Here is a 26,554-nt window from a genome sequence, read left to right as displayed (position 1 = left end):
GTCCACATCATCAAATCAGCCGGGCTTTGCCATCAAGGCCCGCGGGTGCGCGGGCTGCCCGACCGGAGCGCCCGTGGGCTTGTCGTCGCCAGAAGGCCGCGACGGTCGCGGTCCAAGCCGAAGGATGCATCCCATGTATGCCCAGGACACATTCGAGCCCGATCACAGCATTTCCCCGACCGGCCATATCATCGAGGACATGCAGCTCTATGGCTATCGTCCCACTGAGGGCGAGGCAGATCCCCGGCCCACCCCCGAAGACCAGGCCATCCAGACCGCGGTCTCCGACATCTTCGACGCCCTCATCTCCACCATGGCCGATACCAGCCTCGATTTCGACCTCGACGAGATCCTCTGGTCAACCGTCAACACTTTTCACCGCGCTGCCGAGCGGATCGAGCGCAAGCTGGATGACAACGAGCAGGCGCAGAAACGCCTCCAGCGGGAACAGGATGGCAGCGAGGTCAAATCCGTTCAGCTCGAGAGCCTGATCGGCATCGGCGGCAATCTGATTGAGCGCCGTGAGAGTCTGGAACTCTTCCGCGAAACCGCCGCCGACATCTTCCTGCGCGTGACCGGCACCCATTGGGCGCCGCGTTCGGGCTCACGCGCCAACCATCGCCATCTGACCGCTGCGATGATCGACAGCCGCGATTTCCTCGCTGCCAAAAAGATCGCGAAGACCGAGATGCTGGTGCCGCCGGGGCCGAAGGTTGCCTTCTCGGGCGGGGATACCACCGATCACCGCACGATCTGGGACCGTCTTGATCAGATCCACGCCAAACACCCGGACATGGTGCTCATGCATGGTGGCAGCCCGAAGGGGGCCGAGCGCATTGCCGCCACCTGGGCCAGCAACCGCAAGGTGCCGCAGGTCGCCTTCAAGCCGGACTGGACCAAACATGCCAAGGCCGCACCCTTCAAGCGCAATGACCAGATGCTCGACTGCCTGCCGATCGGCGTCATCATCTTCCCCGGCACCGGCATCCAGGAAAACCTCGCCGACAAGGCCCGCAAGATGGGCATCCCGGTCTACCGCATGGCGAAGGGTGGCGCGTGAGCGCCACCCCAACCTGTCCACAGTCTCAGCACGATGCTTCCAGATTTTTGAAAATTCCGCCGGAAACAGCGGCGACCGTGAACCGGGTCTGCGGAAACCATCAACCTTGTCCGAGGTCGCGCTATACCCGTTAGGCTGCGAGTATTTCGCATCCATTTCGCTATCGAAAGATCAACTGCTGCTCTACTCCCGCGAGCAGCCTCCATGCGCCGACAGTCAGATCCTCGGGCAAGTGTAATTGCCCCAATCTTTCGCGATGTAGCGCCTCAACATGGTTCCCGCAGGCTGCAAACATGCGGCGCACCTGATGGTATCGTCCCTCGGTAATCGTCAGATATGCTTCGGTCGGTGAGACGACCTTCAGCACTGCGGGGTCCAGCGGTTTCGTCTCACCCTTCAGCATCAGGGTACCAGAGGCGAACAGCTCCACCTCATCCCCATTCAGGGGGCGGGAAAGGGTCGCGCGATAGGTCTTGCTGACCTTCCGTTTCGGGCTGGAGACGTAGTGCAGGAACTGGCCGTCGTCGGTCAGCAGCAACAGGCCAGAGGTTTCCTTGTCGAGCCTGCCGACAGTCGAAATCGCCGGATCCCGCCGTCGCCAGCGGATCGGGAGCAGATCGTAAACCAGTGGACCGGCATCGCTGTGCGAGCATGTCACACCGGCGGGCTTGTTCAGGAGGATCACCAGTCCTGCAACGGGATCAAGCTGTTCCCCGCCCACGGTCATGCGCCTGGGCAGCTCCGCCGTGACCGTAATACGCCGCGTCACGTCATTGACCTTCTCGCCGTCCAATATGATGCTGCCCGCTTGCGCCAGCCCGCCGATCTCGCGGCGCGATCCATAGCCCATCGAGGACAGCAACTTGCCGATACGGGCGTTTACCGCTTTCGACATGACGCAGCCCTCCGATCTGGTTGGATGGTGGGTGGGATGCGGTTCGTCATGCCGTCCCCTCAACCAATGGCTTCAGGCTTATGCCCTTCTCACGCAGGGCGGCGTCGATCCGGCTTAATACCTCGTTGCGGCAGGCCATCTCGCGGTCATGCTGGGGAACCCAGTATTTCACGCGATAGGTGATGCCTTGAGGCGCGAACATCGCCACCTGTACTTCAGGCGATTTGCCGGTGGCGATGGTCTCCGCGCCGACAAGCGCTTCCGTTATCAGTATCCGCGCCTCTGCGACTGGAAGCGTGGCCGGGAGCGTCAGTTCGGCATGGTCGCGATACTCTGGCCGAGGGGCGCTGTAGTTTGTGATCCTCTGGCGGGAAATCTGGCTGTTGGGCAGGATCACATGGGTGCTGTCGCGGGTAATCAGCCTTGTGCTGCGCCAGCCGATCTCCTGAACCCGCCCCTGCGCCAGCCCATCGATCGCAACCCAGTCGCCGATACGGAACGGTGCCTCGAGCCCAAGCGCGAGGCCCGAGAATGTGTCGGCGACCACATTGCGAATGGCAAATCCCAGCACCGCCAGCAGAAGGCCGGAGCCGGTCAGGATCCCCGACAGATCCTGGCGGAAGAACAGCGACAGGCTGGCCAGCGTGGCTGCGGCAAAGAGGGCGAGGCGAAGCAGGTCCAGCGCGACTTTCGGCACGGGGCGTCGGCCCTTCCGTCGTCGTGTCAGGCGCGCGGACGAAATGGCATGCAGAAGATGCGCGCCAAGGAACAATACGCCCGAAAGCGCGGTGTTGCGCAACGGCTCCCACCATGCCGCGCCACCCTCGACCATGGCAGGCAGGGCTTCGCCGAAAAGCGCGAACAACAGCAGTGCCAGCAATGCTCCGATCTGATGTTTAGGGATGTCGGGCCAGATCATTCGCCGTCTCGGTGCATCGGCCGCCTGCGCATCTCTGGTTTGGGGCGCGTTCGCGTCTGATCCAGAGGCATGCGCGAAAACGGATTCAGGCAGATCGGGCAGCGGTGTGCTGCGGCGCGTGGGACTTCCTCGCCGCAGGCATGGCACTGGGCGGGCAAGAGATTGCGATACATGGGACTATCCTTTTGGCGGGACATTGAAACAGGACATCCTCCCCGGTCCCTGTCGCCCGCCGAAAGGCAGGGGCTAACAGGGCCGGGGCGGAACATGCGCCTGTTCGGCGCGCAGGATCGCTGGCATGGGACGTGACCTGTTCATGGAGAAACCTTCATCAGGCGGCACCGCGTGGCAGAGCCTGAGTGTGATATGGATCTTTATAAAAATATTTCAATAGGTTGGCTTCTGTCGTGTCCGCGAGGTTCGGCCTTCTGCCGGAGAGGCTTTTCGGGGCGGAAAGATCGAGAGCCAGCAACAACAGCGGCTTTCTCCGGCCGCGTTGCCTGTTTCACCGTGATCGGATTGTCGTAAAAGACGGCAGGATAATTTTCTCGACAGGGGGCTCAGCATGACGATTGCACTTTGGCATAGCGATGAAGACCTTGATCGCCTCGATGCGGTGCTTTCGGCTCTTCCCGAAGATAATGATCCGATGATTCTTGCCGAATTCGATGGTTTTTGCGCGGGTCTCATCACCTGTCCGGAAATGATTTCGCCGTCTGTCTGGCTTGCCAAGGTCTGGGGGACTGGCGGCCCGCCGGAGTTCGACAGCGCCGAAGAGCTTCAGGCGGCTCTCGATCTCATCATGGCGCATTACAACCGCGTTGCCGGAATGCTGATGATCCCGGGGGTGTATTTCCCTGTCCTCGACGAGGATCAGCGCAACGGGGACATCATCTGGGAGTTCTGGATGATGGGTTTCGTCGCGGCGATGCGACTGCGGCCTGACGCCTGGGATCTGATTGAGGACAGCAAGGACCGGCGGGCGAAGAAGGCGCTGGATCTCGCAGGCAAACTCTCGCGTATCTCGACCGGGTTCGCCGAAGGGAAAGGCTGGAAACCCACGAAACTGTCGCGCGAGGCCCATGATCTGATCCCCGATATGGTCGAGGATCTGAACGCCTTCGCCAAGGCGCATACGGCGAAATCCATGCCCGGTCTGCCGCTGGCCGCCAATCTGACTGCTGCGCCCTCAGCTGCATCGAAGCCCGGTCGCAATGATGCGTGCAGCTGCGGTTCAGGGCGCAAGTACAAGAAATGCTGCGGCGCTGTTCACTGATCTCAGCCTTGCGGGAACAGGATCGCGTCAACGTCCATCGCGCCGTTCACGACATGAAGCACTGTCACCTGATCCCCGCGGATCTGGTAGAAGATCAGGTAGCGGCCATGAACGCGGCGCCGGATGCTTTGCGTCTCATAGCGTGGGACAATCGGCCAGGCCTCGGGGAACTCGGCGAGTTCCATGCAGCTTCGGCCGAGTTCACGCACGAAGCTGATAGCGCGTGCGGGATTGTCGCGTGCGATGTAGTCGCCGATGGCTTCCAGATCCGCTTCGGCCTCAGCGGTGATCTCGACGATCATTTCGCAGGTTTGCCCATCGCCTGATACTTGGCCTCAAGCCGCGCGAAGACGTCGCCGGCCGGTTTGAACCGCCCGGCATCAGCATCTGCAAGCCCCCGGCTGAGGGCCTGATCCAGAACGGCAAGGCGCGTTTCGCGCTCCTGGATCAGGCGGATGCCTTCGCGCAGGACCTCGCTCTTGGAATTGTAGCGGCCGGTTTCGACCAGCTTTGTCACAAAGCTCTCCAGCTGTGTTCCCAGATCGGCACTGATCATCGCGGCCTCCGCTATCGCTGGTTTCACAATGCCACGCTTGATAACTGTTATCAATCCCTGCTGTGGTCATGGCGCAGCGTTCTTGCCTCTCGCCGGGATCGGTGTTGGATTTCCCCGTCGTCATGAGCGTGCAGGGATCAGTCTTTCCCTCTTTCCGGCCTCTTTGATCGCGGGTTCGCGGAATGGTGGTACGCTCTGATCGCGCTTCCAGCCCTGTCTCGGCTTCCGGTCGAGCGCCTCGGCGGCGTGTGCCGATCTTGTGGCTGCCAGTATCCGGACTGGTGCAACGCTTTGCCCGTGGCGGCGGGTCGGCTGGGAAGGGCGCAAGCCTGCCTGCTTGCAGCCTGGGTGATCATCGCGGGAGGTTGCCAGTCGGATCTTCCGGCCGGTTCCTTCAGGATCGCCGCTGTCTCCTGTCTCTCTGGGGGTGACGGGACCGCTCGCATGCGTCGTCTGTGATGGGCTGATCTGGCCGAAGAACAGCGCGGAAGCCGCGCTTCGACGTCTCGGTGCAACAGCGTCGCCCGAACTTTCTTCCCCTGGGCTTCGCCCATTCCTCGCGAGCCAAGAAAGCCCTGCCTGTGCTGTCGAGGTCCCGAGCGGGACTGCGCCGGCCGTCGTCTTTGGCCTGTCGATTGCCATCGAGGCCGCAATGGAGCGGGCCCGAACACGAGAGAATGGAGACAGACAATGGCGACCATCGGCACCTTCAAGAAGACCGGCAACGAATACACCGGCGAAATCGTCACCCTGAGCGTACAGGCCAAAGGCGTGCGCATCGTCCCCGACCTGCGGGCCTCGGGCGAGAACGCACCCTCGCACCGGATCCTGGTGGGCCGCGCGGAGATCGGCGCCGCCTGGTCGAAGCGCTCGAACGAGGGGCGGGACTATCTGGGCCTGAAGTTGGACGATCCGAGCTTCGCGCACCCGATCTACGCCAACCTCTTTGACGACGAGGACGGTGAGGGCTCGAGCCTCATCTGGTCGCGCCCCAACAGCCGCCGAGGGGAGTAATCCCCCCAACCAGGGCCCCGGTCGAAAGGCCGGGGCCTTTCATCTTGCCAGCGAGCAATGGCCCTCAGCGCAACTCTTCTGTCACGAACCTGCGCTCGGCCTTGCCGAACCAGGCCGTCTGCGTTTCGCCTGTGTTCCATTCGTAGACCAGGCCAATGATCCTGCCATTGTCTTTATGGCGCAGCCGGGCGATTGGCCGGGCCTCGATACGGTTGGTGCGGCATGAGCCGCCGCGATGGTCACAGGTCTGCACGTTCATGATACTCGTCTCGACTGTCGTAGAACTTCGCTGGCTGGCGATCTGAACCCTTTACGTAAAGTCGCTTCACGGTTGATTTGCGCGCGCTTTCATCACAACCTGACACAACGGTCGGGGAGCGGCCATGCCGTTACCCTTTTTGGTATCGCTGTTTGTGGACTGCACATTTTCTCGTGCGGGAGGGGTAATGGTTTGGACTGTTGTTCCGGAAATGACCCATTTGGACGCCCGTTTGCGGGCAATCGCGCCGGTGGGGTATTCGCTTGTCATCCATGTTCGCAGTCTGACGCCGGAGTATTATGTATCCACCTATCCGGAGCGTTGGGTCGAGACTTACACTGAGCGGCAGTATGCGATGTTCGATCCCGTCAATCTTTGGGCACGGACCCACTCAGGTCGCGTCAGATGGAGTGACATCGAGGTGGACAACTACTCGCCTGCCAGCAAGTTGATCATGGATCGGGCGCGCGAGTATGGCCTCAATTATGGTTGCGGCGTCTCCCGCAGCCGCATTGAGGAATATGGCACGCTCAGCTGTCTTTTCTGCGCCCGGGAGGACCGGGAACTGACAGACGGCGAGCTGGATGAGGTTGAGGGCATCTTCAATCAGCTGCTTGCCGCCGTCGAGGCGGCCAGGCCGCTTTCTGACATAGAGCGCGCTCTGCTTTCTGATCTTGCGAATGGTTTACCCTACAAAGAAATCGCGCATCGGCAAGGCGTCAGCACCGAGACCATCAAGAAGCGCCTGGAGCGGATAAGGGATCTGCTCGGGGCGCGGAACTCGGTGCAAGCAGTGGCAATCGCTACCAAGCGCGGTCTGATCCTGAACCAGCCAGCGTCAGGGCCTGAATAGTCCGATCCAGTGCGGGTCAACTGACGTCGTCGGAGTCGTCGCTGAACGATGCGAGCAGGGCATCGATTTCCGCCCAGACCAGCGGCTCCAGCTGACCCCGCACCAATGACCAGCGGCTGTCGACCCCGAGCGGATCCTGATCGGCAAGCAGCCGATCAAAGATGGCGGCTGGCACGGCGACGCTGGTCCTGACGGTCCAGCTTGCCTGACTTGTCCGCCCGTCACTGGATGGGAGGACATATGTCGATGAGAGTCCCCACCTCTTCACGGCCTTCCGCAGGGCGGCCCGGATCACCTGTCGGGGGGCAATGCCGCAGGCAACCAGCCCTTGTTCCTGGTGCTTCAACGCGTTCACGCGCACGTCGACTTGGATCGAGGCATTGGAGTCATCTCTTGAGGCTTGATCCTCCGATGCGATGCTGGCGCTCGGCTGCGCCGGCGCACGGGCCTCGGCCGCGCTGGCTGGTTCGTCTCTGTCTCGCGTCTGTGCCGGGTTCGTCGTGTTTTGTTGGGACAGACTGAACGAATAGGCCTGATCCGGCCGTGTCACGAGGGGGATGCGTTTGCGGACCATGTCACTCTCAGCCGCTGATGATGGTGTTCAAGATGTCGGTGGCTTCTTCCAGCGCCTCGACGAGCGGGCGGGCATGGGGCTTCATCAGTGGGTTGGGGTCATTCTGCCGCGCAAGAGCGATGGCGTGAAGCAGACCAAGCCGATCCATCTCCTTGAAGGCGTTTCGGTGCATCATAACCGTTTCGACGACCGGGAAACAGTTGACCGCCTGTGCGATCAGTTCCGCATCGGCCTTGGTCGGTTTCGCGGGCACCATGTTCAGAACCACATGATGCTGGGGTAGGGCGCTCGGGTCGTCCACACGGGTCCGCAGATGGGCGAACCAGTCTGCGGTCTGGATGCCGACCTTGAAGTCGGTCGTCGAGAGCATCACCGGGGTCACGATGTGATCAGCCAGCACCGCGACGCTGTCCGACCAGTCCGCGCCGACACCAGCGGTGTCGATGAAGATCAGATCGGCCAGATCCTCGTCGTAGATCCGCTCGATCTCCTGCTCGATGGCGGCGATGCTGAGCGCCCTGATGCGGGTCAGCAGGGGTGATCCGTAGCCGGCACCTTCGGCCCTTTCATACCAGGCCCCGAGCGCATCGGTTCCGTCTGTGTCCATCAGCGTGACCCGCCGACCTGCGGCGATAGCGGCGCTGATCAGCGCGCGGCTCAGCGTGGTTTTGCCCGACCCGCCTTTGCGGGCCATGGCGGCGATTACGCGCAAGGAGTCATTCGGCATGGCGCACCTGCAATAATAGTTACTCGCAAACATTAACGCCGTTTTGTCGTAAGGTGCTGACTCGGATGCGTCAAGCGGGACGCAAGGCGCAGATCGCAGGAAGCGGCACGCATTGCGCAGCTCCCAAAGGACGTGGCACAGGAGACGTGGGACAGGTCCCATTCCCCTTCCGGCACTTTCCACTCCGCAGAATGCAGGACGCAAAGAGCGTGATGCAGACGACAGAAGCCATGCTCCAGATCGCAGAGAGCGTGGCGCATTTCGCATTGGGCGGGATGCAAATCGCAGGGGGCGTGATGCAGTCCGCAGACAACGTGAAACCGCCCCTTCGGGACGGTTTTTCATAATGAGTACAAGCCCATAGTTCCGACTCCGCTTGTGCTGGGAGTCGGCGGGCTTGTACGATCTTGGCAAGAAATAGGAGCGTTAACTTCAAAATGTCCCCGGCCCGCCGAATGACCGAAGAGGAGCGTCTGATGATCGCCAAAGAGCGGTCTGAAGGCGTGTCCGCAGCCGATCTGGCGCAGCAGTTCGGGGTCAGCCTGAAGGCGATCTACAATGCGGTTCACCATGCCCAAGGGCGGCGAGCCTCGAACGGCAGTCGGCCACAGGTGGTCGGATTGAGGCTCAGCGCGGCTGAGCTGTGCCGGTTTGACGCGGCGCTCTCGGTGCGCGGTATCGGGCATCGTTCCGATGCTCTGCGCGCTCTGGTTCTCTCATCCATTGATCTGCTCGCGCCTGATCAGCACATGGCGGAGGAACTGCGCAGCCTTGGCGCGGCAATGAACCGGGTGGGCAACAACATCAATCAGATCGCCCGTCGCCTGAACGAGGGGCGCGTCAGGGCAGAGCAGGCGGTCCTGACAGCACAGGAGAAGGCCGAGATCCGGGCCTTGGCTGGACTGGTTTTCACCATCGCGGATCAGGTCCAGGAGATGAGCCGCAACCGGCGGGCTGCCCTCAAGCTGGAGGTGGACAAGGCGCTGGCGCCCCTGATCCGGGAGGCTCGTGATGGCCCGCGCTGATGCCGTAAGGGCGGTCAACCCGGCGCTCTTTGACCGTGGCTGGAGCAAGGTCTCTGGCTCTGCCTCTGGTGGCATTGGTCGGCGGGCGCAGATGGTGCGCGCCGCACGCGGGCATGCCCCGGCGATCTTCAAACCGATCCGGCAGGGCGGATGCCATACGGGCGCGCAGCTGCGTTCCCAGCTTACCTATCTGACCACCAAATCTAGTTTCATTCTCGATTCCCGTGGCACCCATGACGGCAAGAAGGTGCTTTCGCCCGCTGAGATCGAGCGTGTGGCGCGGCGCTTCGAGAACCAGTGGAACGAACGCCACAGTCCGAAGCTTGGTCACACCTCGCATCTTCTGATGGCTTTTCCGGTCGGCACCCGCACATCAGAGGTTCGCGAGATCACACGTGAGATCTGTGAGCGGTTCTTCGAAGGCGACGGGGCGCAGTTCGATTACATTGCGGCAATCCATGAAGACCGCGCCCATCCCCATGCGCATATCGTGCTGAACCGCCGCAGCAAGGACGGTGAGATGTTCTTCCTCGGGAAGGATCATCACTTCAATTACGATGTTTTCCGCGAAGCGATGGTCGAGGCGGCCGAGCGTCACGGATTGCGTCTCGAGGCCACGCGGAGGCTGGACCGGGGTGTGCTCACCCGTGCGGCCAGCGACGTCGAAATCCGCAAGGCGGAACAGGAGGGCAGGGCACCAGTGGAGCGCCTGCGGACCGGGGCTGACCTTGACCACGCCATTGCCGAGGTGGCGCGCAATGCCGCGATCTATCGGGGCCTCGCCGCCGAGGCCTCGCGTTCGAACTTCCACGATGTTGCGGAAGCCCTGTCCCGGGCCGGGGATGTGCTTGCCCGGGGTAATCGTATACAGTCAGACGGAGTGTTGTATATGACTGATGAAGTTCATGATTTCGACCAACTGATTGATCGGTTCTCGCAGAACATCCGCCAGATCGAAGGACTGATCGAGCGCGCTTCTGCGACCGAACGCCCGGTGATCGAGCGCAAACTGACCGATGTGCTGCGTGAGGTCTCGCATCTGCAACCCCTCGGAGAGCGCTCCGACACATTGCATGAACCCGCATCCCGGGACGGGATCTATGCCGCGCCAAACCTGGTGGAGGCCCACCGGGATCAGCTTGATCATCCAGACCTTAAAGCTCGCGTTGCTGAGGCCATGCGGGGAACCGGCATCGACAGCGACGCTGTCATTGCCCGAATGCGCGAGGGGGCGGGCAACGCCGCGCTGGAACAGCAATGGCTGGCGCAGGATCTTCGGGCCATCGCGAAGGAAGAGCAGCTTGATCTGCGTGACACGGCGCAGCGCGATCAGGCGATGGACCGTCTTGAGGCGGTTCATGGCAAGCTGGGCGATGTGCTGACTGAGGCCCGTGTCCTGCGCGCCGTTGAGGAGGTGGAGAGGGAAGGGCCGGAAAGGGAAGAGGGGGCGCGGCGGTCGGAGATTTCCGCTCATCGCGTTTCGGCTGACAACGTGGCGGCCCGCAGCGAGCCGGACATCTTCGACCCGGCCGAGCGTCAGGAGTTCCGCGCCTTGGTCAGCCAGTTCACGCGGACGGATTTCAGCTATCCCTACTCCGATGATCCGCGCGCCCGGCGCGATGGCGAAAAGCAGGTGGCTGAGGCGAAAGAGGCCTTCGATCGCTTTGCTGAGCGCTCGCCGCAGCATGCCGAACTGGCAACCATGGCCTGGGAAAAGGCCACCGATGTCATGCAGTCACCGGCGACCGGCGTTCGGGCCGCACATCGAACCCTCCATGCCGGAGATATGGACCTCGCGCAGCGTGATCCATCGATCCGGCTCGGTCCGATCACTGAGGAAGTTCGCGAGATGGCGCGCTTCCGGGCCGAAACCCCACAGGACCAGATCCGCGATGCCGTCAGCCGGGAAATCAACCAACTGCATGCCGAAGGCGCATCCCGCGCCCAAATCAGCGAGAAGATCGCCGAGGTTGAGGACAGCGCCCGCCAGGCTCATGCGGAACGCCGCTCTCTCGACGTGACAGCGCCCCAACTGGCCTCCGCCTTGCGCCAGGCTGCCGATGGTAAGGTCGATCTGGCCTCTGACACGGCGCAGCAACGCTTTGTCGAACAGGTCAATGATCGCCTGACGCCGGCCGAAATCAATGATCTGCACCGCGGTGATGCTAAGGTGCTGGACCGGATCACCCCCAATGCGCTCGAACAGCTGCAGCTGGCGCGGGCCTATCTCGAGGCCAAGGAGGTTCATGCCAATGATCCGGCGATGGACCGGGTGCTCGAGCGGATCGTGGAAGAGCGCCACGGCGAGGATCTGAGGCATTCCCTCTCCCATGGCGAGAAGGGGATCACCCATGGATAAGGGCCGTATGCTTCTTGGCGCCGTGGTTCTGACCCTGCTCGGGTTTGCCATCGGCTATGTGCTGGCGACGATCTATTTTTCTGTCCAGTATGCCTATTCGACGCGCAGCTTCGATCTCACCCTGCTGGCGCGGAACTGGCTTGGGCTGAGAACATCGGCTCCGCAGGATTTCCTCTGGGTGAATGGCATCATCCTCGGGACCGGCCTCGCGGCCCTCCTCCTGACCGCAACCATGCTGGGCGATGCGCTGACCAGCTTCGGCACCACCCATTGGCAGAGCCGGGCCGAGATGAAGCGAAACGGCTTCTTTGCCGGGCCGGGCGCGGGTTTCTTGCTTGGCAAAATGGGCTCCCCGAAGTCGAAAAAGCCTTTCATCGTCTCGCGCACCTTTCCGCATGCCCTGGTCGTGGCCCCGACTGGTCGCGGCAAGGGCGTGGGCTTCGTGATCCCGAACCTTCTGACCTATCGCGGCTCGGCCGTGGTCCTTGACGTCAAGGGCGAGAATTTCCGCGAGACCTCACGCTTCAGGGCGTCCACCGGGGACAAAGTATTCCGCTTTGCGCCAACGGACTGGGAGCGGCCAACGCATCGCTACAATCCGCTGGCCCGGATCGCCGCCCTGAAAAACCCCGACCGCCAGCAGATGGAGCTGAAGCTGACCGCCAAACTGTTTCTGCAGACCGACAACGAGAAGCTCAGTGGCCTGCTCGCCGGCGGGATCGACCTCTTCGTTGCGGCCGGGCTGTTGGCCTTCGAGCGCGGCAACCCGACCATCGGCGAGATCTACCGCATCACCGCCTCGGGCGGGAACAAGCAGTTGGAGTTCATGAAGCGGGCAGAGGAGGTGAAGAACCCCTCGGCAAAGCTGATCTTCGAGCGCATGGCCTCGACCAACAATGACACGCTGACCTCCTACCTCTCTCTTCTGATGACCTCCGGGCTCGATACCTGGGACAATCGGGCGATCGATGCGGCCACGGCGACCTCGGATTTTTCCTTCCGGGACATCCGCCGGCAGCCGCATGCGATCTATCTGGTGGTGGAATCCGAGATGGTCCGGCCGCTGGCCCCCCTGATCCGGCTGTTCTTCTCGGATCTGATTGCCTCGCTGCAGGCCGCGGAGCCGGGGAAGGACGAACCCTGGCCGGTGATGATCATGCTCGATGAGTTCGACCGGCTGGGGAAGATGCCGATCGTGGCCGAGAGCATCAAGACGCTGCGCTCTTATGGCGGCAACCTCGCCATCGTCACCCAGACTATTCCGGCGCTGGACGAGATCTATGGCGAGAATACCCGCCGCTCCCTGCAAGGCGGCGCCGGGGTGAAACTCTATCTGACCCCATCTGACCAGAAGACCATCGAAGAGCTGAGCCAGGCTGTTGGCAAGACGACAAAGCGGGTGGTCACTCGGTCCCGCTCGGTGGGTCGCAACCCTTTCGAGGGGCGCAGCGTGACCGAGCGGACCGAAGAAACACCGCTCCTCAACGAGGACGAGGCACGCCGGCTAAACCTAGACGAGGTGATCCTGGTGATCGATGCCCAGATGCCGATCCGGGCGTGGCGCATCAAATACTATGAGGATCCGGCACTGAAGGTGATCCACGCAGGGCAGTCGGGGAGCCATCCCTATCCCGATGCCGAGAAGCGGCAGTACGAGGCGCGTCTGAAGGAGACCGAGGAAACCGTCGAACGTTTGTCGCGGGCGTTGAGCGCGGTTGCTGGGGCTCCGGGGAAGAAGGCCCGAAAACGCGCGTCCGCGCCGGTGCCCGCTGCACCGCGACTGCGCGCGCCCTTGCGCCGCGAGACCGCTTCCACTCCGCCCGAGCCGATCCGGATCGATCTCACGGCGCTCGGGACGGTTCGAGAGGGGCGACAGGCCGTGGAAGCCGCCGTGCTGAAAACGGCAGGAATCCTCGCGCAACATGCGCCCGGGGCATGACAGGCCGCGGGCTATGTGTACCGCTCCGCCCCGAAGCATCATAGGTCACCCCGGAAGCTGGCGTTGCTCCAGCGTCTCGTCGTCGCCGTCAGAGTTCATGGCATCGGCGATCAGATGATCGACCGTCTCGTTGAAATAGCGGGTGAGTTCCCGGTGCAGCGTCCGGAACTCTTCGGCGACCAACCGCTCGAACTCGGCTTGCCGCACCCGGACCATGACGGTGGTGCGGCGCTGCCTCGGATAACGGTAGGGCTTGACCCCGTGTTTGCGGCACAGCGCCACGAAAATCCGCACCGACCAGATGTCGGGGAGGGTATACTGCAACTCGGTTTCCGGCTCGCTGGCAGAGGCTGACGCCAGTTTCGCCTGCAGGCGGTCCCGCGCGGCGCCTGCTGCGGCACGCTCACCTGCCGTCGCGCCGCGCGCGAACAGGGCTTCCAGCTTGGCGAGTTTCTCTCGGATGTCACCGTTTGCGGCCATGGGCGGCTCCTTCCACTTACCGGTCATCAACGCCAGACCCGGTGTAGCGTCAAGGCATGCAAGCTGCTCAGGCAGAATGCCTTTATCCGCTGGAGAGGCTGTGGCAGTCTCCGTGCGTGGCCGGGGAGAACAGGTTGGCGCGCAAACCATCACATCCATGGGCGTTTCGGGCTGGTATGCGCGCAGGGGCCTTCAGCTGGCACGGGACAGCGAAAGCCGTTGAGCGCCTGAAGGCGGCCAGTTCAGAGATCCGGGCCTTGAACCGCAGCGATCCGGTGGCCGCCGCCGAGGGAGTTATCGTCCTGGCCGAGAGAATTTGGCCGGCCTTTGAACATATCGATACCTCCTCCGGCGCACTTGGCACTGCGGTGCGCCGGACACTGGGGGATCTCGTGCCGGTGCTGATTGCCGCGCCAGCGCATGAGGGCGTGCGGGCGCAGTGGCTGGAGCGCATTCGCACGGCCATTGCCGAGGATGGCGTGGATTACCTCGCGCCACTGGCGGATGGGTTCGGCGAGATTTCGGTGTATCCCGCCCTGATCAACGATCATGCCGACCGGGATCTTGCCATGGTTTTCGCTGCATGGGCAGATCACGCGCGTTTCATTCACATCCCCACCGCAACATTGACCCTCTCCTGCCTTCTCGAGGCAGGGCGGTATGACGAGTTGCTTGCCCTGATGGAGGTCAAGAGGAGCCGCCTCTGGTTCGACGAGAAATTCGCGGCCGAGGCGCTCATACGCCAGGGGCGGGAGGACGAGGCCCTCGCCCGCGCCGCGGCGCTGATGGAGGATGATCGCCAGAACTGGGGTCGCCAGGAGATTGCCCGCTTTTGCGAGGCGCTGCTGATCCGGCGCGGGCAGCCTGACGAAGCCTATCGGCGCTTTGGCCTGCCGACGGCGATGGGCAACACCTGGCTGGCGATGTGGCGGGATCTGGTGAAGCGCTATCCGGACACCGACCCGCGCGGCATTCTCGAGGATCTGATCGCGTTGCATGGCCGCAAGGGGAAGTGGTTCGCCGCGGCCAAGACCGCCGGTTACTTGGACATTGCGCTGGACTGCGCGCAGGACAGTGAGGCGGCCCCGGCGACCCTCACGCGCGCGGCGCGGGATTTTGCCGTGAAGGAGCCAGCCTTTGCGACGAGCGTTGCACTTTGCGCCATCCGGCATCTGATTGCGGGTCGAGGCTATGATGCCGGTCCGCATGACATTGACGAGGCGACAGAACATCTGATCGCAGCAAGCCGACGGGTCGGTTCGATGGATCTCGTACACGAGGAACTGAGGAGAATTGTTGAAGGCGGGCGGAACGCGGACCCGCTTGCGATGCGGCTCAGGGAGAGGATCGTGTTGCTGGAGGGCAAGGCCGACGGCGAAGCTGGATAGCCATGAGCGCAAACTCGGCCCTTACCTGCCGGTCGACGCTCGCCATTGCTGCACTGCGGCGATCCCGACAGCGGCCGTTCGTGCGCAATGCAGCGACTTAAGCCTTGCAATGCACCTTGCGGGCGGAAACTTCGCATTGACGTCGCAGTTCGACGACGTCGGGTGGGCTCATAATCTTCCGCATCCTCTGAAAATGCGACCATAGGTGTTTCCAGATCAGTCTTTGGGTAGCTCACCCATGAAGCTGTGGTACATAGTACTTAGTCACACCAGATCTGGGGGCTTTAAGAACTTGTCTTACTATCGATTTAAGTTAGCGGGCTGGTTTATTACGGCTGCGGATCGGCTCACTCGGAAACCGGAGGAGGCAGGCGCGGGAACGCGATACGTCGACCTCGCCCCGACGGATCAGGCCGACCCGGCGGGCGTGTACTCAGCCGCGTTGACCAAGGCGACCAACAACCCCCGTGTGATGAACATTGCCCTCACCGGACCCTACGGATCAGGCAAAAGCAGCATCATCAAGTCTTTCTTGAAGGGGTATAAGCGACCAGTTTTGCAGATATCCTTGGCAGCGTTTCTGCCTGAAGCTCCACCCGAAGCCGGGTCCTTCAACGGCAAGGTGAGCAGGCAGGAGATCGAGCGAAGCATCCTGCAACAAATGCTCTACGGTGCCGATTCGAAGCGGCTTCCGCTTTCGAGGTTTAAGCGGATACAGTCGCCCGGCCGTTGGTCGATGCTGGCCTCTCTCTTCATGATTATCGGCGTCATCGCCTGTTGGCATCTATTCCAGAAGCGAGATGCGATCATGACGGGTGCCTACTTCCGTCCGTTCGACATGACCAATTGGTTCAATCTACTTGCCTTCGTGATTGGTGGTGGGTTCATCTGGCAGGTCATCCATAATCTGTATATCGCAAGTTTCGGTATATCGCTGAAAAGCGTATCTCTGAAGGATATTGAGATCACACCTAAGGCGACGACAGAGGAATCTATCCTTAATCGTAAGCGGCGTCTGAACCCCACGTTGCGTGGCTGACGCGCTGCTGCGAAGTCCTTTTCATCGGCTGATGGGGAGTGCGTTTCGCAATGTGTGCCAAGAATTCGTTTCTCACCTCCCTGGGCGTGGAGATTTATGCCTCTGGTCATCGGCGGTGGCCGGATGAGGTGAAGGCTCGGGTGGTCGCCGATACACTGCAGCCGGGGGCCACGGTAAACGCAGTGGCGGATCACTATGGAGTGCAGCCGAACCAGGTATCGGCGTGGCGGCGGCTGGCCAAGCAGGGCAAGCTGGTGCTGCCAGCCATCTTGGCCGAAGAGCCGGTCTTTGCCTCGCTGGTGGTTTGCGATACACCGCCTGCTGTCCATTCCTACGACGGGCGCGCTGCAGACGAGGGGATCAGGATCATTATCGGGGAGGTGAGGCTTGAGCTGGCCGCGGACACGCCCGCCGTTCGGCTGGCCGAGATTGTCCGTGCTCTTGGAGCCGCGCCGTGCTGATGCCGTCGCAGGGCATGCGGATCCTGGTGGCGACCAAGCCGGTGGACTTCAGGAAGGGGCACGACGGATTGGCAGCCTTGGCGCAGTCGATGCTGGCGGAAGACCCCTTCACCGGCACGATCTTTGTGTTCCGCTCGAAGCGCGCCGATCACGTTTCATAATGCATCTCCTCCTTCAGAATCCGGGTAGGGTCATGGACCTGTCTGCAATCTTATCAAGCGCTTGCCTTGGCCTGCGCGCGGCTATTTCCTGCAAGCCTATCCGAACCGCCTCGGTTTCGAGCGCGGCCAGCGGTATTTTCCATGGGGCGGAATACAGGATCTGTGTCGCGGGGAGGATCTGCGCGCGGATCAGTTTGTGGACAGATGCCACGCAGACGCCGAGCCGCTTGGCGGCAGCATCGACGCTCACGGTCTTCTCCTCCTCGGCCTCGGGATCATAGGGTGGGATCGCGAGCCTGTCGCGCAATTCAGCCACGCGGACGGTCGTCCATGTCTCGTCATCCTCAGTGCGGCAGCGCATCCGGTTGAGGGTCACGGCAAGTTCCCTGTCTGGCCAGTGCCCGCCAAGTTTGCGCAAGATGTCGGCAGCAGTGCGCTTTGGCCCCGGCGGGAAGCGACCGGTTCGGCGCCGGGCCAGCCTGACCTCGGTGTGGCGCCCGCCGATCCAGTGAATGAGTAGAACGAAGGCGTTCTCCGCCTGATCGATGTCGATCACCACTTCCTCGATCAGCAGGCGCACCAGTCGCTGCCGCGCGCGGGCATCGGTCCCGGCGGCATTCCATGCCGAGGGCAGGTCGGTGGCGAGCCGCAAGAGGACATCAGGATCGACCCCGGGCCTCGCGATGAGTTCTGCGCCCAAAGCGGCAAGCTTTTGCTCGACCGAGGCCACCCGCTCCAGGGCTGCGTTCCACCGCGCCTCCAGCGTGCGCGCAACATGCCGTTTGGCGGGATCGACATGCTCATATCGCCGCTCGGCCAGTTCCGCGGCGTATCGTGCCTCATCAAGCTCCTTCTCGACAGCAAGCCGCACCACCTCCTGTGCCCGGGTGGCCTGCTGTCCCGCCAATAGGGCAGCCTGCACGGCGCGGCCGGAGACCGCTTCGAGCAGTTGGCCGGTCACTGCCGCATCGATGCCGCCCCCGCCCGCACCGATGCAGAGCCCAGCCCCGACATGGCTGTCATCGCCCCGACATTGGTAACGATGGGACAGGTCGGTCCCGGTCTTGTAAAAGACCCGCATCATCCGGCCGCACCTTGCGCAACGCGCCATGCCGCTCAGCAGCGCCTGTCCGCCGCGCCCGGATTTGCGGGCCGTTCGCTTTTGCATATGCGCGTTCTCCCCCAGCAGGACGCGGTTCTCCTCATAGGCCTGCCAGTCGATGTATCCTTCGTGATTGCTCTTGATCAGCACGCCCCACTCCTCGATCGCCCGGTGATGGCCGCTGGTCTTGCGCGCCTCGCCCTCGACCACCGCCATCCGATTACCGGTCCGGCCGAAGGCATAGGCACCAGCGTAGACCGGATTATGCAGCACCTGCATCACACTGTGATAGGCAGGCTTGCGCCAAGCGATCTTGCGCAGGGCACCGTTGCGCAGGACCACTGGCAGATGGACATCGGCCGCGCGCAGCCACAGGAACACCTGGCGACCGCTGCCAAGCTCGCGGAACTTGGCGAAGATCAGGTGGATGGCCTGCCGGACCCGCTCATCAGGATCCATCTCAATCCTGTCGTCCTCGCTCCAGCAGAACCCAGGCGGCAAGGTAAAGCGGAGTTCTCCCCGCTTCGCCTTCGCATCGCGGGCCGCCAGCCCACGTTGCCGCAGAAGACTGAGTTCGTATTCCGACATGGTGCCCTTCAGCCCCAGCAGCAGTCGATCATTCATTTGACGCGGATCGTAGACCCCCTCCGGGTCAACGACCAAGGCCCCCGTCAAGGCGCAGAGGTCAATCAGATGATGCCAGTCCCGGCCATTACGGGAAAGCCGCGAGGCTTCGATGCAATAGACCGCCCCCACCGTCCCGGCACAGACTTCCGCGACCAGACGCTGGAAGCCCGGGCGGGCAATCAGACCAGAGCCGGAGCGTCCCAGATCCTCATCGATGACCCGGACCTCGGCGAAGCCGGTGTCGCGGGCGGCTTCGGCCAGCTGGTATTGCCGCTTCTGGCTTTCGAGATTCCCGAGCACCTGAGCCATCGTCGACTGGCGAACGTAGACGAGTGCGCTGCGGGCAAGGTGCTCAGCGGTGATCTTTGCGTGCATCATGACCTGCGCCCTCCGCAATCTTGCCCGCCGCCATCAGCAGCAGGTCTGCCAATGCCTCCAGGATCGCCGGTGTCGCGGGCGCGGCCGGGGGGCGGTTCGGGCTGTCGTTCAGGTCCAGGCAGAGCTGACTCGGCGTCGCTTGCTTTTGTTGCGAGAGGGGTCGGGGTCGGCAGGGCATGCGTATCCTCCTCGGGAATCGATCCCCCACAGGATGACGCAAGCTGGCCGTGACGCATTAGATCGAGTGTCTGTGCAAGCGACCGCAAGGCTTCGAGAGCAACAACCGGCGGGCCGCTTTCCATGCGTGCGCAATAGGCGGCATCGCACATCCAGGGGGGCAAAGTCCGGAAGAACCCCTGCCGTTCCTCGACCAGCACAGAGTCCGATCCGTGCCTGCGTCCCCCATCGCGCGCGCGTAAAACCCGCCCGTAAAGAGGGTGCCAAGGATATTCGATCCGCAAATCACGCAGTTGGTATGTGGAATGAAAGCCGATCGGCCGACAGGCTGAAGATCCTGTTCTGGGACGGCAGCGGGCTGGTGATGGCTTACAAGCGCCTTGAGGCCGACAGCTTCACCTGGCCGGCCATCCGGGACGGGGCCATGACCTTGAGCCGAACGCAGTTCGAGGCGCTTTTTGCCGGCCTCGACTGGCGGCGGGTCCGACCTCTGGAAACCCCAAAGCCAGCCGTTTCAGAATGACCTGAATGCAATAAAAGCGTTCAACTACAGTCGGATCAGGGTATGATGACTTCATGTCCGCCGCTCCGTCCATCGACCTGTCCGCCATCCCCGAAAGCCAGCGCGCCGCTGTTCTTGCCGTGCTGAGGGAACGGGACGCGCTGCAGGAAACCAACCGGCGGCTGGAGCATCTGATCGCCGAGCTGAACCAGGTCTTGCATGGCAAACGCTCCGAGAAGCTGAACGACGACGAGCGTCAGCTGGCTTTCGAGGATCTGGAAACCGCGTTGGCCGAGGCCGAGACCCGGCAGGATGCGGAGACTGCGCCCCGCACGCCCCCGCGCCGGGCCGCCCGCCGCAATCGCGGGCATCTTCCGGAAAGCCTGCCCCGCGTAGAACGCGTGATCGAGCCGAGCAGTCTGCTCTGTCCGTGTGGCTGTGGTGAGATGCACCGCATCGGCGAAGACCGGACCGAGCGGCTGGATATCGTGCCCGCGCAACTGCGGGTCATCGTGACCGTGCGCCCAAAATATGCGTGCCGCAGGTGTGCAGAGGGCGTGACCCAGGCACCGGCACCCGCACACCTGATCGATGGCGGCCTACCCACTGAGGGCGCCTTGGCGCATGTGCTGGTCAGCAAATACGCGGACCATCTGCCGTTGTATCGTCAGAGCCAAATCCTTGCCCGCGCGGGCATCGAGCTTCACCGCAGCACGCTGGCTGATTGGGTCGGCACCGCCGCCTTCCACCTCGGTCCCGTGGTCGATCGGCTGACAGAGCACCTGAAGACGTCGAGCAAGCTGTTCATGGACGAAACCACGGCACCCGTGCTCGATCCTGGCCGAGGCCGGACGAAGACGGGCTACCTCTGGGCCCTGGCGCGCGATGACCGCTCATGGGGCGGGGGCGATCCGCCCGGTGTGGTCTTCACCTATGCGCCCGACCGCGCGGGCGAAAACGCAGAGCGCATCCTCCATGGCTTTGACGGCACCCTGCAGCTGGATGGCTATACCGGCTACAACCGTCTGACGCGTCCGTCCCGGACAGGCGGCGCACCGATCACCGTCGCTTATTGCTGGGCGCATGTCCGGCGAAAACTGAAGGAGATCTTTGATCGCGACGGCTCCAAGATCGCGGCCGAGGGCCTGTGCCGGATAGCCGAGCTTTACCGGATCGAGGCCGAGATCCGTGGCATGGACCCGGGCCAGCGGCTGTCGGCCCGCCAAGCGCGCAGTGCGCCGCTGATCGCCGCATTCGGGGAATGGCTGCAGCTGCAGTGTCGGCGCATATCGATGAGGTCGCGCCTCGGGGAGAAGCTGGCCTATATCCATCGTCACTGGGGCGGGTTGCAGACCTTCTTGCGCGACGGCCGGGTCGAGATCGACTCCAACAACGTCGAGAACCTGATCCGGCCGATCGCGCTGACGCGAAAGAATGCGCTCTTCGCAGGCCATGACGAGGGTGGCCGATCCTGGGCGCGCATCGCATCCCTGATCGCCACCGCAAAGGTCAACGGCGTCGAACCCTTCGCCTACCTCAAGGCAACCCTGGAAGCGGTGGCAGCCAGCCATCCTCAGGCAAAGATCGACGACCTGCTGCCCTGGAACTTCAACCCGTCAAGCTGAAACCAGGTGAGGCGGCGCCGCCGCTTACTGATCGTCGAGGTTCTGGCCCGCAACGGCCTGGTCTTTGCCTTCCTGTTCGTGGGCGGCGTCATGTGGCTGTCCTATCAGCTGTCCGACCGGCTGACGGCTGGTCGGCTGCACGGATCGGCAGTGGCCATCATCATCGGTCTGATCCTGGCCTGGATCGGCGGCATGATGACCGGGGGCAGCCGCGGGCTGGCGGATGTGCCGCTGTTCACCGGGATCGGGCTGATGGGGGGCGCGATGCTGCGCGACCTGGCCATCGTCTCGACCGCTTACGGCGTCGACATGCGCGAGATCCGCAAGGCCGGCGCGGCGGGGGTCAGCGCGCTGGCCTTGGGGATCGTGGTGTCCTTCGCGGTGGGCGCGGCGATCGCGGCGGCCTTCGGCTATACCGATGCGGTCAGCATGGCGACGATCGGCGGGGGTGCGGCGACCTATATCGTGGGTCCGGTGACCGGCACCGCCTTGGGCGCCAGTTCCGAGGTCATCGCCCTGTCGGTCGCTGCGGGGCTGCTGAAGGCGGTGCTGGTGATGATCGGCACGCCGCTGGTCGCGCCGCTGATCGGGCTGAACAACCCGAAATCGGCCATGGCCTATGGCGGGCTGATGGGCACGACCAGCGGCGTGGCCGGGGGGCTGGCCGCGACCGACAAGCGGCTGGTGCCCTATGGCGCGATGACGGCGACCTTCTTCACCGGGCTGGGCTGTCTGATGGGGCCGTCGGTCCTCTATCTGGCGCTGCTGGCCGTGACGGGCTGACCGTCTCGACCGCCAGCACCACGAGGCCCAGCCCCGCGGCCAAGGCCCACAGATGCCACAGGATGGGCGCGATCTCGGGCAGGGTCGCGCCCATCTGCATGACCCGCACCAGCCCGTCGATGGCCGCCGTCGACGGGATCAGCTGCGCCAGCGCGTTGAGATGGGCCGGGATCGCCTCGACCGGCCAAGCGAAGCCCGACAGGAAGAAGAACGGCATCCCGAGCGCCAGCAGCACGACCTGCACGACCTCGCCCCGCCGGAACAGCGCCGCGACCAGCTGCGCCAGAAACCCGGCCGCCAGCAGGAAGGGCAGGCCCAGCATCATCAGCGCCCCCGGCCCGCCCAGGATCGGCAGGCCATAGAGCACCGGCAGCACGATCAGATAGACCGGCAGCAGCCCCGCCCAGATGGCCAGCCACGCCCCCGCCCGGCCCAGCAGCCGCCAGACCGGATGGCCGGGCAGCGGCCCGCGCCGGGTCGCAGCCAAGGCCAGCCCCATCATCATCGTCTGCTGCAGGATCAGCACGAAGGCCGCGGGCAGCACATAGGTCGCGTAGCCCGCCGCGGGGTTGAACAGCGGCACCTCGATCTGGTTCGCGGGGCTGACCTGGGCGGTGGCCACGGCGCGGGGCGTGCCTTGGGCGATCAGGCGCCCGGCCTCGACCTCGGCGCCCATCTGGCGCAGGGGGACGGCGGCGCCCTGCATCACGCGCTGATACATCAGGAAATAGCTGGCATCGGCATAAAGCGCGACGGGGCTCTGATCGCCGCGCAGCAGGGCGCGTTCGAACCCGTCGGGGATCAGCATGACGCCATAGGCGCGGCGTTCATGGACCAGCCGCGTGGCCTCGGCCATGTCGGGGGCGAGATGGGTCAGGGCAACGGCCTCCGACGCGTCCACGCGCCGCGCCAGATCGGCCGAAGCGGTCGATCCGTCCTGATCGACCAGCACCACCGGCACATCGCGCAGAAGCTCGGCCCGATAGGGCAGCGGATAGATCAGCGCATAGATGACCAGCGCCAGCAGGACGATCATGCGCACCTGCCGGTCGCCCAGCACGGCGGCCAGCTCGGCGCGGAAGGCGGTGGCCAGCGCGGTCATGACGCGACCTCCTGCCGGGCCAGGCGCGACAGCTGCGCCAGGATCAGCGTGGCCAGCACGCCCGCGATCACCGCCAGCCACAGGACCGACATGGCGGAGATGTCCAAGGGCGTCGCGCGCAGCGACTGGTCGATGCGCAGCTGCACATACCAGGTGCCGGGAATGGCCGCGCCCCAGGCCTGGGCCAGGGTCGACATCGCCTCGCGCGGGAAACCCAGCCCCATGAATCCGAAGGCCGGCGCGGTGATGATGGCGATCAGGCTGGCCGCCCGGCCCATGTCACGCGACAGCACGAAGGCCAGCGCGCCGATCATCTGCGACGCCAGCACGAACAGCACCGCGCCAAGCGCCATCAGCCACAGCGACCCGCGCAAGGGCACCGCCAGCCAGCCATAGAGCGCCACGTCCGACAGGCCCAGGAGCAGCAGGAAGACGACCGTATAGGGCAGGATCTTGCCCAGCATCGCGGGCAGGATGCCGCCCGCCATCCGCATCAGCACGCGCGGATGCCGCCCCGGGCCGAAATCCAGCGAGACCGCATAGGCGGTCGCGGCGGCGGCGATGATCTGCAGGACCGTGGGGATCAGCGCGGCCAGCAGGAAATGCACATAATCAAAGGCCGGGTTGAACAGCGCATGGGCCTGCATCGGGATGGGCTGCAGCGCGACCATGGCCTGCACGGGCGCCTCTCCCTGACCCTGGCGCACCGACAGGCGCAGGCCCGCCAGCGCCGTGTCGATGGCATTGCGGGCGCCGCGGGCGACCAGCGATCCGGCGCTCATGTGCTGGTTGTCGTAGAAGGTGACGATCTCGGGGCGCGCGCCCCGGGTGATGTCGCGTTCCAGGTTCTGGGGCATCAGCACCGCGCCGCGCACCGCGCCGGACACGATCAGCGCGCGTGCCTCGGACAGATCGGACGCGCGATGGGTCACGGTCAGCTCGGGCGCCGCGTCCAGCATCCGCGTGACGGCCCGCGACAGATCCGAACGGTCCAGGTCGATCACCGCCACCGCCATGCCCGTGGGAATGCCTGCGCGAAAGATGCCGCCCAGGACCAGCAACATGATCAGCGGCAGCACGATCACCAGCCCCGCCAGCGCCGGGCGGCGCGGCAGCAGGCGGATCTCGCGCGCCATGACGGCCAGCATGGCCCTAGCGGTCCAGCTGGATCAGCGCGGACATGCCGGGGCGCAGGCCCTCCAGCGGCGCGACGGGGCGGGCCCGCAGCTCAAAGCTGCGCAGGTCGAAATCGCCCGTCGCGCGGGTGGCGCGCCAGCTGGCGAACTGGCCCTGCACGTTGATCAGGGTGATCTCGGCCTCGGCCTCACGGTCCAGGGCGGGGATGCGGATCGTCAGCCGGTCGCCCATCTCCAGCCCCGCCAGCAGATCCTCGCGCAGGTTGAAGGTGAACCAGGCCTGGTCCAGATCGACGATGGTGAACAGCGGCGCGCCCGGGCCGACATTCTCGCCCAGCTCGATCGTGCGGCCAGAGATCTCGCCCGACATGGGCGCGAAGATCCGCAATTCGTCCAGATCGGCCTGGCGTTGGGCCAGCGCGGCCTCGGCCTGGGCGACCTGGGCCGCGGCGACCTCGCGTTCCTCGGGCGAGGCCCCGGCCCGGGCCAGGTCCAGCTGCGCCTCGGCGGCCTCGACCCGGCCTGCGGCGGCGTCGAGGTTGCGCGTCGACTGGTCCAGCGCCGCCTGCGGGCGCAGGCCCTGCTGCGACAGGCCCGTGTCGCGGCCCAGCTGCTCCTCGGCCAGGCGCAGATCGGCCTGGGCCGCGGCCAGCTCGGCCTCGCGGGCGCGGATCACCTCGGGGCGGGTGGCGCCGGCCGCGGCCTCCGAGGCGCGGGCGACCTCCAGCCCTGATGCTGCGGCGGCATGGGCGGTGACCAGCTGCGGGTTCGACAGTTCGGCCAGCAGCTGGCCGCCCTCGACCCGCTGGCCCAGATCGGCCTCGATCCGCGTGACCCGGCCCGAGGTGCGGGCCGAGACATCGACCCGCGGGGCCGCGACCTCGCCCTGGATCAGCAGGGGGCCGGGGCGCGTCGCCCACCAGACGGCACCGATGACCAGCCCGGCCAGAACGGCCAGGACCAGCAGCGGCAGAAGGGATCGGCGGGGCGCCTTGGCAGGTTTCATCGGTTCGGTCCCTGACATTCGACTGAGGGCCAGACTACGCCCGGCCCGCGCCGGGGACAATTCGAAAGCATGCTTGCGAAAAGCAATTTTCATGGGCGTTGTTGGGCATTGTTGCAGAACTCGGCGTCGGAGCAGGGCTCTCCCTTACCCATTAAGCTCAGGCCAGGCGCTCGATTTCGGCGGTGCCGGGTGCGTTGAAGCGGTTCATGAGCGCGACGCGGATGTAGATCTCGGCCGCTTGTCTGTCGGGGTCTTGCGAGGCGATGCGCTCACCGAAGGATTTGAGGCAGCGCATCCTTGCCTCGATCCGACTTCGGACGTGATAGCCGGACCAGACCTTCCTGTTCGCCCGACCGAAACGTTTGGTCGCCCGGAGGATGTCGTTGCAAGCGCGAGCGGCAGGGCAGTCCTCTTTCCAGAGGCGACCATTCTTCCGGATCGGGATGATGGCCGTGCCGCCACGGTCCACGATTGCGGTGTGGCATCGCCGGGTGTCGAAGGCACCGTCGCCGGTCACGGTGCCGACCAGCCCCTCCGGCGGAATCTGCTTCAGAAGGTCAGATAGCTCAGGACCGTCGCCTTCGCGGCTGGAAGTGAACTCCACCGCCCGAATGTCGCCGGTGTCTGTATCCATTGCCAGGTGGACCTTGCGATACTGGCGCTTGCGGTGGGTGCCATGCTTGTGCGCCAGCCATTCTCCATCGCCGAGAAACTTGATCCCGGTGCTGTCCACCAGCAGGTTCAGAGGACCTGGTGCGCGCCGGCAGGATATCTGGACAGTGAGGGTTTTTTGTCTGCGGCTCATGGTGTAGAAGTCCGGCACGGGCCAGTCGAGCTCGACCATCTCCAGGATGCTGGCCACCGTTCCGGTTGTCTGCCGAAGCGGCAGCCCGAAGAGCACCTTCACCATCAGGCAGAACTGGATGGCCGCACCCGAGAACACCGGCGGGCGACCACGACGACCCGCCTTGTTCGCCAGCCACACCATGTCCTTGTCCATCCAGATCAGTGGCGATCCACGCCGCCTCAAAGACTCGTTGTAGGACTTCCAGTTCGTCATACGGTAGCGGGCAGCCTCAGGTTTGCTCATGCCGAGACGCTTACCGTGGCCCCCGGCTGCAGTGTATCGGC

The 26,554-nt window shown here is 64.0% G+C and carries 29 protein-coding genes; 15 read left to right on the top strand and 14 right to left on the bottom strand.

Annotated elements, in window-relative coordinates:
- Positions 1 to 133 precede the first annotated feature (133 nt).
- Positions 134 to 1,060: a DUF2493 domain-containing protein gene (locus tag CN97_RS19020; protein ID WP_035714950.1), complete on the top strand. Its 927-nt coding sequence runs from the start codon at positions 134 to 136 to the stop codon at positions 1,058 to 1,060.
- A 160-nt stretch (positions 1,061 to 1,220) separates the two neighbouring features.
- Here CN97_RS19020 and CN97_RS19015 read toward each other — a convergent pair whose 3' ends face one another.
- Positions 1,221 to 1,955 carry a 16S rRNA pseudouridine(516) synthase gene (locus CN97_RS19015; protein ID WP_035714948.1) on the bottom strand — a complete coding sequence of 245 codons (735 nt, stop codon included), beginning with the start codon at positions 1,953 to 1,955 and terminating at the stop codon, positions 1,221 to 1,223.
- 46 nt (positions 1,956 to 2,001) lie between these two features.
- A complete protein-coding gene (locus CN97_RS19010; RefSeq protein WP_051911466.1) occupies positions 2,002 to 2,874 on the bottom strand; it encodes a mechanosensitive ion channel family protein in 873 nt (290 codons plus the stop codon).
- A gap of 565 nt (positions 2,875 to 3,439) precedes the next feature.
- Between CN97_RS19010 and CN97_RS19005 the strand changes: the two genes are divergently transcribed.
- Entirely contained in the window at positions 3,440 to 4,150 is a 711-nt protein-coding gene (locus tag CN97_RS19005; protein ID WP_035714943.1) for a UPF0149 family protein, read from the top strand.
- A 2-nt stretch (positions 4,151 to 4,152) separates the two neighbouring features.
- On the opposite strand, the gene CN97_RS19000 is transcribed toward CN97_RS19005, so the two are convergent.
- Entirely contained in the window at positions 4,153 to 4,452 is a 300-nt protein-coding gene (locus tag CN97_RS19000) for a type II toxin-antitoxin system RelE/ParE family toxin (protein WP_035714942.1), read from the bottom strand.
- Positions 4,449 to 4,706: a type II toxin-antitoxin system ParD family antitoxin gene (locus tag CN97_RS18995; RefSeq protein WP_035714939.1), complete on the bottom strand. Its 258-nt coding sequence runs from the start codon at positions 4,704 to 4,706 to the stop codon at positions 4,449 to 4,451. Before CN97_RS18995 ends, CN97_RS19000 begins: the two co-directional genes overlap by 4 nt.
- Before the next feature lie 690 nt (positions 4,707 to 5,396).
- On the opposite strand from CN97_RS18995, the gene CN97_RS18990 reads away from it, so the two are divergent.
- Positions 5,397 to 5,720 (top strand): DUF736 domain-containing protein, encoded by a 324-nt coding sequence (locus CN97_RS18990; RefSeq protein ID WP_035714938.1) that lies wholly within the window; start codon positions 5,397 to 5,399, stop codon positions 5,718 to 5,720.
- Positions 5,721 to 5,784: 64 nt separating this feature from the next.
- Here the strand turns inward: CN97_RS18990 and CN97_RS18985 are convergent, their stop codons facing one another.
- Positions 5,785 to 5,979, bottom strand: a complete 195-nt coding sequence (locus CN97_RS18985; protein ID WP_035714935.1) for a hypothetical protein — start codon at positions 5,977 to 5,979, stop codon at positions 5,785 to 5,787.
- Between the two features lie 187 nt (positions 5,980 to 6,166).
- Here CN97_RS18985 and CN97_RS18980 point away from each other — a divergent pair, with 187 nt between their 5' ends.
- The gene (locus tag CN97_RS18980) at positions 6,167 to 6,832 is read left to right on the top strand and encodes a helix-turn-helix transcriptional regulator (RefSeq protein WP_035714933.1); all 666 of its coding nucleotides are present in this window, start codon (positions 6,167 to 6,169) and stop codon (positions 6,830 to 6,832) included.
- A 16-nt stretch (positions 6,833 to 6,848) separates the two neighbouring features.
- Here CN97_RS18980 and CN97_RS18975 read toward each other — a convergent pair whose 3' ends face one another.
- On the bottom strand, positions 6,849 to 7,406 hold the full coding sequence (locus CN97_RS18975) for a hypothetical protein (protein ID WP_035714930.1): 558 nt from the start codon (positions 7,404 to 7,406) through the stop codon (positions 6,849 to 6,851).
- 7 nt (positions 7,407 to 7,413) lie between these two features.
- Positions 7,414 to 8,133, bottom strand: a complete 720-nt coding sequence (locus CN97_RS18970) for a nucleotide-binding protein (RefSeq protein ID WP_035714927.1) — start codon at positions 8,131 to 8,133, stop codon at positions 7,414 to 7,416.
- A gap of 212 nt (positions 8,134 to 8,345) precedes the next feature.
- Here CN97_RS18970 and CN97_RS21345 point away from each other — a divergent pair, with 212 nt between their 5' ends.
- The 4 genes from CN97_RS21345 (at position 8,346) to CN97_RS18955 (ending at position 13,456) form a co-directional block, all read left to right on the top strand.
- Positions 8,346 to 8,480 carry a hypothetical protein gene (locus CN97_RS21345; RefSeq protein ID WP_282916229.1) on the top strand — a complete coding sequence of 45 codons (135 nt, stop codon included), beginning with the start codon at positions 8,346 to 8,348 and terminating at the stop codon, positions 8,478 to 8,480.
- A 129-nt stretch (positions 8,481 to 8,609) separates the two neighbouring features.
- Positions 8,610 to 9,158, top strand: coding sequence for a plasmid mobilization relaxosome protein MobC (mobC, locus tag CN97_RS18965; RefSeq protein ID WP_244901207.1), 549 nt, complete (start codon positions 8,610 to 8,612; stop codon positions 9,156 to 9,158).
- Positions 9,145 to 11,517 (top strand): relaxase/mobilization nuclease domain-containing protein, encoded by a 2,373-nt coding sequence (locus tag CN97_RS18960; RefSeq protein ID WP_035714923.1) that lies wholly within the window; start codon positions 9,145 to 9,147, stop codon positions 11,515 to 11,517. The genes mobC and CN97_RS18960 overlap by 14 nt, the downstream gene beginning before the upstream one ends.
- Entirely contained in the window at positions 11,510 to 13,456 is a 1,947-nt protein-coding gene (locus tag CN97_RS18955; protein WP_035714921.1) for a type IV secretory system conjugative DNA transfer family protein, read from the top strand. Before CN97_RS18960 ends, CN97_RS18955 begins: the two co-directional genes overlap by 8 nt.
- A 45-nt stretch (positions 13,457 to 13,501) precedes the next feature.
- Here CN97_RS18955 and CN97_RS18950 read toward each other — a convergent pair whose 3' ends face one another.
- Positions 13,502 to 13,936, bottom strand: coding sequence for a hypothetical protein (locus tag CN97_RS18950; RefSeq protein WP_035714918.1), 435 nt, complete (start codon positions 13,934 to 13,936; stop codon positions 13,502 to 13,504).
- A gap of 257 nt (positions 13,937 to 14,193) precedes the next feature.
- Here CN97_RS18950 and CN97_RS18945 point away from each other — a divergent pair, with 257 nt between their 5' ends.
- The 4 genes from CN97_RS18945 to tnpB (CN97_RS18930) all read left to right on the top strand — a co-directional run bounded on the left by CN97_RS18945 (position 14,194) and on the right by tnpB (CN97_RS18930) (position 16,985).
- Complete coding sequence (locus tag CN97_RS18945; RefSeq protein ID WP_244901206.1) at positions 14,194 to 15,324, top strand: hypothetical protein; 1,131 nt, start codon at positions 14,194 to 14,196, stop codon at positions 15,322 to 15,324.
- A 292-nt stretch (positions 15,325 to 15,616) separates the two neighbouring features.
- Positions 15,617 to 16,363, top strand: a complete 747-nt coding sequence (locus CN97_RS18940) for a YobI family P-loop NTPase (protein ID WP_179209266.1) — start codon at positions 15,617 to 15,619, stop codon at positions 16,361 to 16,363.
- Positions 16,364 to 16,413: 50 nt separating this feature from the next.
- The gene (gene tnpA / locus CN97_RS18935) at positions 16,414 to 16,824 is read left to right on the top strand and encodes an IS66-like element accessory protein TnpA (RefSeq protein WP_035714911.1); all 411 of its coding nucleotides are present in this window, start codon (positions 16,414 to 16,416) and stop codon (positions 16,822 to 16,824) included.
- The gene (gene tnpB / locus CN97_RS18930) at positions 16,824 to 16,985 is read left to right on the top strand and encodes an IS66 family insertion sequence element accessory protein TnpB (protein WP_140418254.1); all 162 of its coding nucleotides are present in this window, start codon (positions 16,824 to 16,826) and stop codon (positions 16,983 to 16,985) included. Before tnpA ends, tnpB (CN97_RS18930) begins: the two co-directional genes overlap by 1 nt.
- 13 nt (positions 16,986 to 16,998) lie before the next feature.
- Here the strand turns inward: tnpB (CN97_RS18930) and CN97_RS18925 are convergent, their stop codons facing one another.
- Positions 16,999 to 19,092 (bottom strand): recombinase family protein, encoded by a 2,094-nt coding sequence (locus CN97_RS18925; protein WP_211253714.1) that lies wholly within the window; start codon positions 19,090 to 19,092, stop codon positions 16,999 to 17,001.
- Positions 19,067 to 19,270 (bottom strand): hypothetical protein, encoded by a 204-nt coding sequence (locus CN97_RS21025; RefSeq protein ID WP_035714909.1) that lies wholly within the window; start codon positions 19,268 to 19,270, stop codon positions 19,067 to 19,069. The genes CN97_RS18925 and CN97_RS21025 overlap by 26 nt, the downstream gene beginning before the upstream one ends.
- Positions 19,271 to 19,567: 297 nt before the next feature.
- Here CN97_RS21025 and tnpB (CN97_RS21020) point away from each other — a divergent pair, with 297 nt between their 5' ends.
- Genes tnpB (CN97_RS21020) through madM form a run of 3 tightly spaced genes read left to right on the top strand, consistent with a single transcriptional unit; the run spans position 19,568 to position 22,179 of the window.
- Positions 19,568 to 19,792 (top strand): IS66 family insertion sequence element accessory protein TnpB, encoded by a 225-nt coding sequence (gene tnpB, locus CN97_RS21020; RefSeq protein ID WP_169743206.1) that lies wholly within the window; start codon positions 19,568 to 19,570, stop codon positions 19,790 to 19,792.
- Between the two features lie 53 nt (positions 19,793 to 19,845).
- Positions 19,846 to 21,396, top strand: coding sequence for an IS66 family transposase (tnpC, locus tag CN97_RS18910; protein ID WP_035714907.1), 1,551 nt, complete (start codon positions 19,846 to 19,848; stop codon positions 21,394 to 21,396).
- Positions 21,397 to 21,402: 6 nt separating this feature from the next.
- Positions 21,403 to 22,179: a malonate transporter subunit MadM gene (gene madM / locus CN97_RS18905; protein ID WP_226341282.1), complete on the top strand. Its 777-nt coding sequence runs from the start codon at positions 21,403 to 21,405 to the stop codon at positions 22,177 to 22,179.
- On the opposite strand, the gene CN97_RS18900 is transcribed toward madM, so the two are convergent.
- The 4 genes from CN97_RS18900 to CN97_RS18885 form a co-directional block, all read right to left on the bottom strand.
- Positions 22,112 to 23,281, bottom strand: coding sequence for an ABC transporter permease (locus tag CN97_RS18900; protein WP_035714904.1), 1,170 nt, complete (start codon positions 23,279 to 23,281; stop codon positions 22,112 to 22,114). The genes madM and CN97_RS18900 overlap by 68 nt on opposite strands.
- Positions 23,278 to 24,429, bottom strand: coding sequence for an ABC transporter permease (locus CN97_RS18895; RefSeq protein WP_035714902.1), 1,152 nt, complete (start codon positions 24,427 to 24,429; stop codon positions 23,278 to 23,280). The genes CN97_RS18900 and CN97_RS18895 overlap by 4 nt, the downstream gene beginning before the upstream one ends.
- Before the next feature lie 4 nt (positions 24,430 to 24,433).
- Positions 24,434 to 25,423, bottom strand: a complete 990-nt coding sequence (locus CN97_RS18890; protein WP_051911464.1) for an HlyD family secretion protein — start codon at positions 25,421 to 25,423, stop codon at positions 24,434 to 24,436.
- A 157-nt stretch (positions 25,424 to 25,580) separates the two neighbouring features.
- Positions 25,581 to 26,513 carry an IS5 family transposase gene (locus tag CN97_RS18885; RefSeq protein WP_035714899.1) on the bottom strand — a complete coding sequence of 311 codons (933 nt, stop codon included), beginning with the start codon at positions 26,511 to 26,513 and terminating at the stop codon, positions 25,581 to 25,583.
- Between the last annotated feature and the right edge of the window lie 41 nt (positions 26,514 to 26,554).

This window comes from Haematobacter massiliensis (assembly GCF_000740795.1).
Taxonomy (GTDB): Bacteria; Pseudomonadota; Alphaproteobacteria; order Rhodobacterales; family Rhodobacteraceae; genus Haematobacter; species Haematobacter massiliensis.
This window is presented reverse-complemented; position numbering and strand designations above follow the sequence as displayed.

Excerpts from the sequence above, each read along its gene's own strand:
- CN97_RS19020 (WP_035714950.1), top strand. The coding sequence starts at position 134 with ATGTATGCCCAGGACACATTCGAGCCCGATCACAGCATTTCCCCGACC.
- CN97_RS19015 (WP_035714948.1), bottom strand. The coding sequence starts at position 1,955 with ATGTCGAAAGCGGTAAACGCCCGTATCGGCAAGTTGCTGTCCTCGATG.
- CN97_RS19010 (WP_051911466.1), bottom strand. The coding sequence starts at position 2,874 with ATGATCTGGCCCGACATCCCTAAACATCAGATCGGAGCATTGCTGGCA.
- CN97_RS19005 (WP_035714943.1), top strand. The coding sequence starts at position 3,440 with ATGACGATTGCACTTTGGCATAGCGATGAAGACCTTGATCGCCTCGAT.
- CN97_RS19000 (WP_035714942.1), bottom strand. The coding sequence starts at position 4,452 with ATGATCGTCGAGATCACCGCTGAGGCCGAAGCGGATCTGGAAGCCATC.
- CN97_RS18995 (WP_035714939.1), bottom strand. The coding sequence starts at position 4,706 with ATGATCAGTGCCGATCTGGGAACACAGCTGGAGAGCTTTGTGACAAAG.
- CN97_RS18990 (WP_035714938.1), top strand. The coding sequence starts at position 5,397 with ATGGCGACCATCGGCACCTTCAAGAAGACCGGCAACGAATACACCGGC.
- CN97_RS18985 (WP_035714935.1), bottom strand. The coding sequence starts at position 5,979 with ATGAACGTGCAGACCTGTGACCATCGCGGCGGCTCATGCCGCACCAAC.
- CN97_RS18980 (WP_035714933.1), top strand. The coding sequence starts at position 6,167 with ATGGTTTGGACTGTTGTTCCGGAAATGACCCATTTGGACGCCCGTTTG.
- CN97_RS18975 (WP_035714930.1), bottom strand. The coding sequence starts at position 7,406 with ATGGTCCGCAAACGCATCCCCCTCGTGACACGGCCGGATCAGGCCTAT.
- CN97_RS18970 (WP_035714927.1), bottom strand. The coding sequence starts at position 8,133 with ATGCCGAATGACTCCTTGCGCGTAATCGCCGCCATGGCCCGCAAAGGC.
- CN97_RS21345 (WP_282916229.1), top strand. The coding sequence starts at position 8,346 with ATGCAGACGACAGAAGCCATGCTCCAGATCGCAGAGAGCGTGGCGCAT.
- mobC (WP_244901207.1), top strand. The coding sequence starts at position 8,610 with ATGATCGCCAAAGAGCGGTCTGAAGGCGTGTCCGCAGCCGATCTGGCG.
- CN97_RS18960 (WP_035714923.1), top strand. The coding sequence starts at position 9,145 with ATGGCCCGCGCTGATGCCGTAAGGGCGGTCAACCCGGCGCTCTTTGAC.
- CN97_RS18955 (WP_035714921.1), top strand. The coding sequence starts at position 11,510 with ATGGATAAGGGCCGTATGCTTCTTGGCGCCGTGGTTCTGACCCTGCTC.
- CN97_RS18950 (WP_035714918.1), bottom strand. The coding sequence starts at position 13,936 with ATGGCCGCAAACGGTGACATCCGAGAGAAACTCGCCAAGCTGGAAGCC.
- tnpA (WP_035714911.1), top strand. The coding sequence starts at position 16,414 with ATGTGTGCCAAGAATTCGTTTCTCACCTCCCTGGGCGTGGAGATTTAT.
- tnpB (WP_140418254.1), top strand. The coding sequence starts at position 16,824 with ATGCCGTCGCAGGGCATGCGGATCCTGGTGGCGACCAAGCCGGTGGAC.
- CN97_RS18925 (WP_211253714.1), bottom strand. The coding sequence starts at position 19,092 with ATGATGCACGCAAAGATCACCGCTGAGCACCTTGCCCGCAGCGCACTC.
- CN97_RS21025 (WP_035714909.1), bottom strand. The coding sequence starts at position 19,270 with ATGCCCTGCCGACCCCGACCCCTCTCGCAACAAAAGCAAGCGACGCCG.
- tnpB (WP_169743206.1), top strand. The coding sequence starts at position 19,568 with ATGTGGAATGAAAGCCGATCGGCCGACAGGCTGAAGATCCTGTTCTGG.
- tnpC (WP_035714907.1), top strand. The coding sequence starts at position 19,846 with ATGTCCGCCGCTCCGTCCATCGACCTGTCCGCCATCCCCGAAAGCCAG.
- CN97_RS18900 (WP_035714904.1), bottom strand. The coding sequence starts at position 23,281 with ATGACCGCGCTGGCCACCGCCTTCCGCGCCGAGCTGGCCGCCGTGCTG.
- CN97_RS18895 (WP_035714902.1), bottom strand. The coding sequence starts at position 24,429 with ATGCTGGCCGTCATGGCGCGCGAGATCCGCCTGCTGCCGCGCCGCCCG.
- CN97_RS18890 (WP_051911464.1), bottom strand. The coding sequence starts at position 25,423 with ATGAAACCTGCCAAGGCGCCCCGCCGATCCCTTCTGCCGCTGCTGGTC.
- CN97_RS18885 (WP_035714899.1), bottom strand. The coding sequence starts at position 26,513 with ATGAGCAAACCTGAGGCTGCCCGCTACCGTATGACGAACTGGAAGTCC.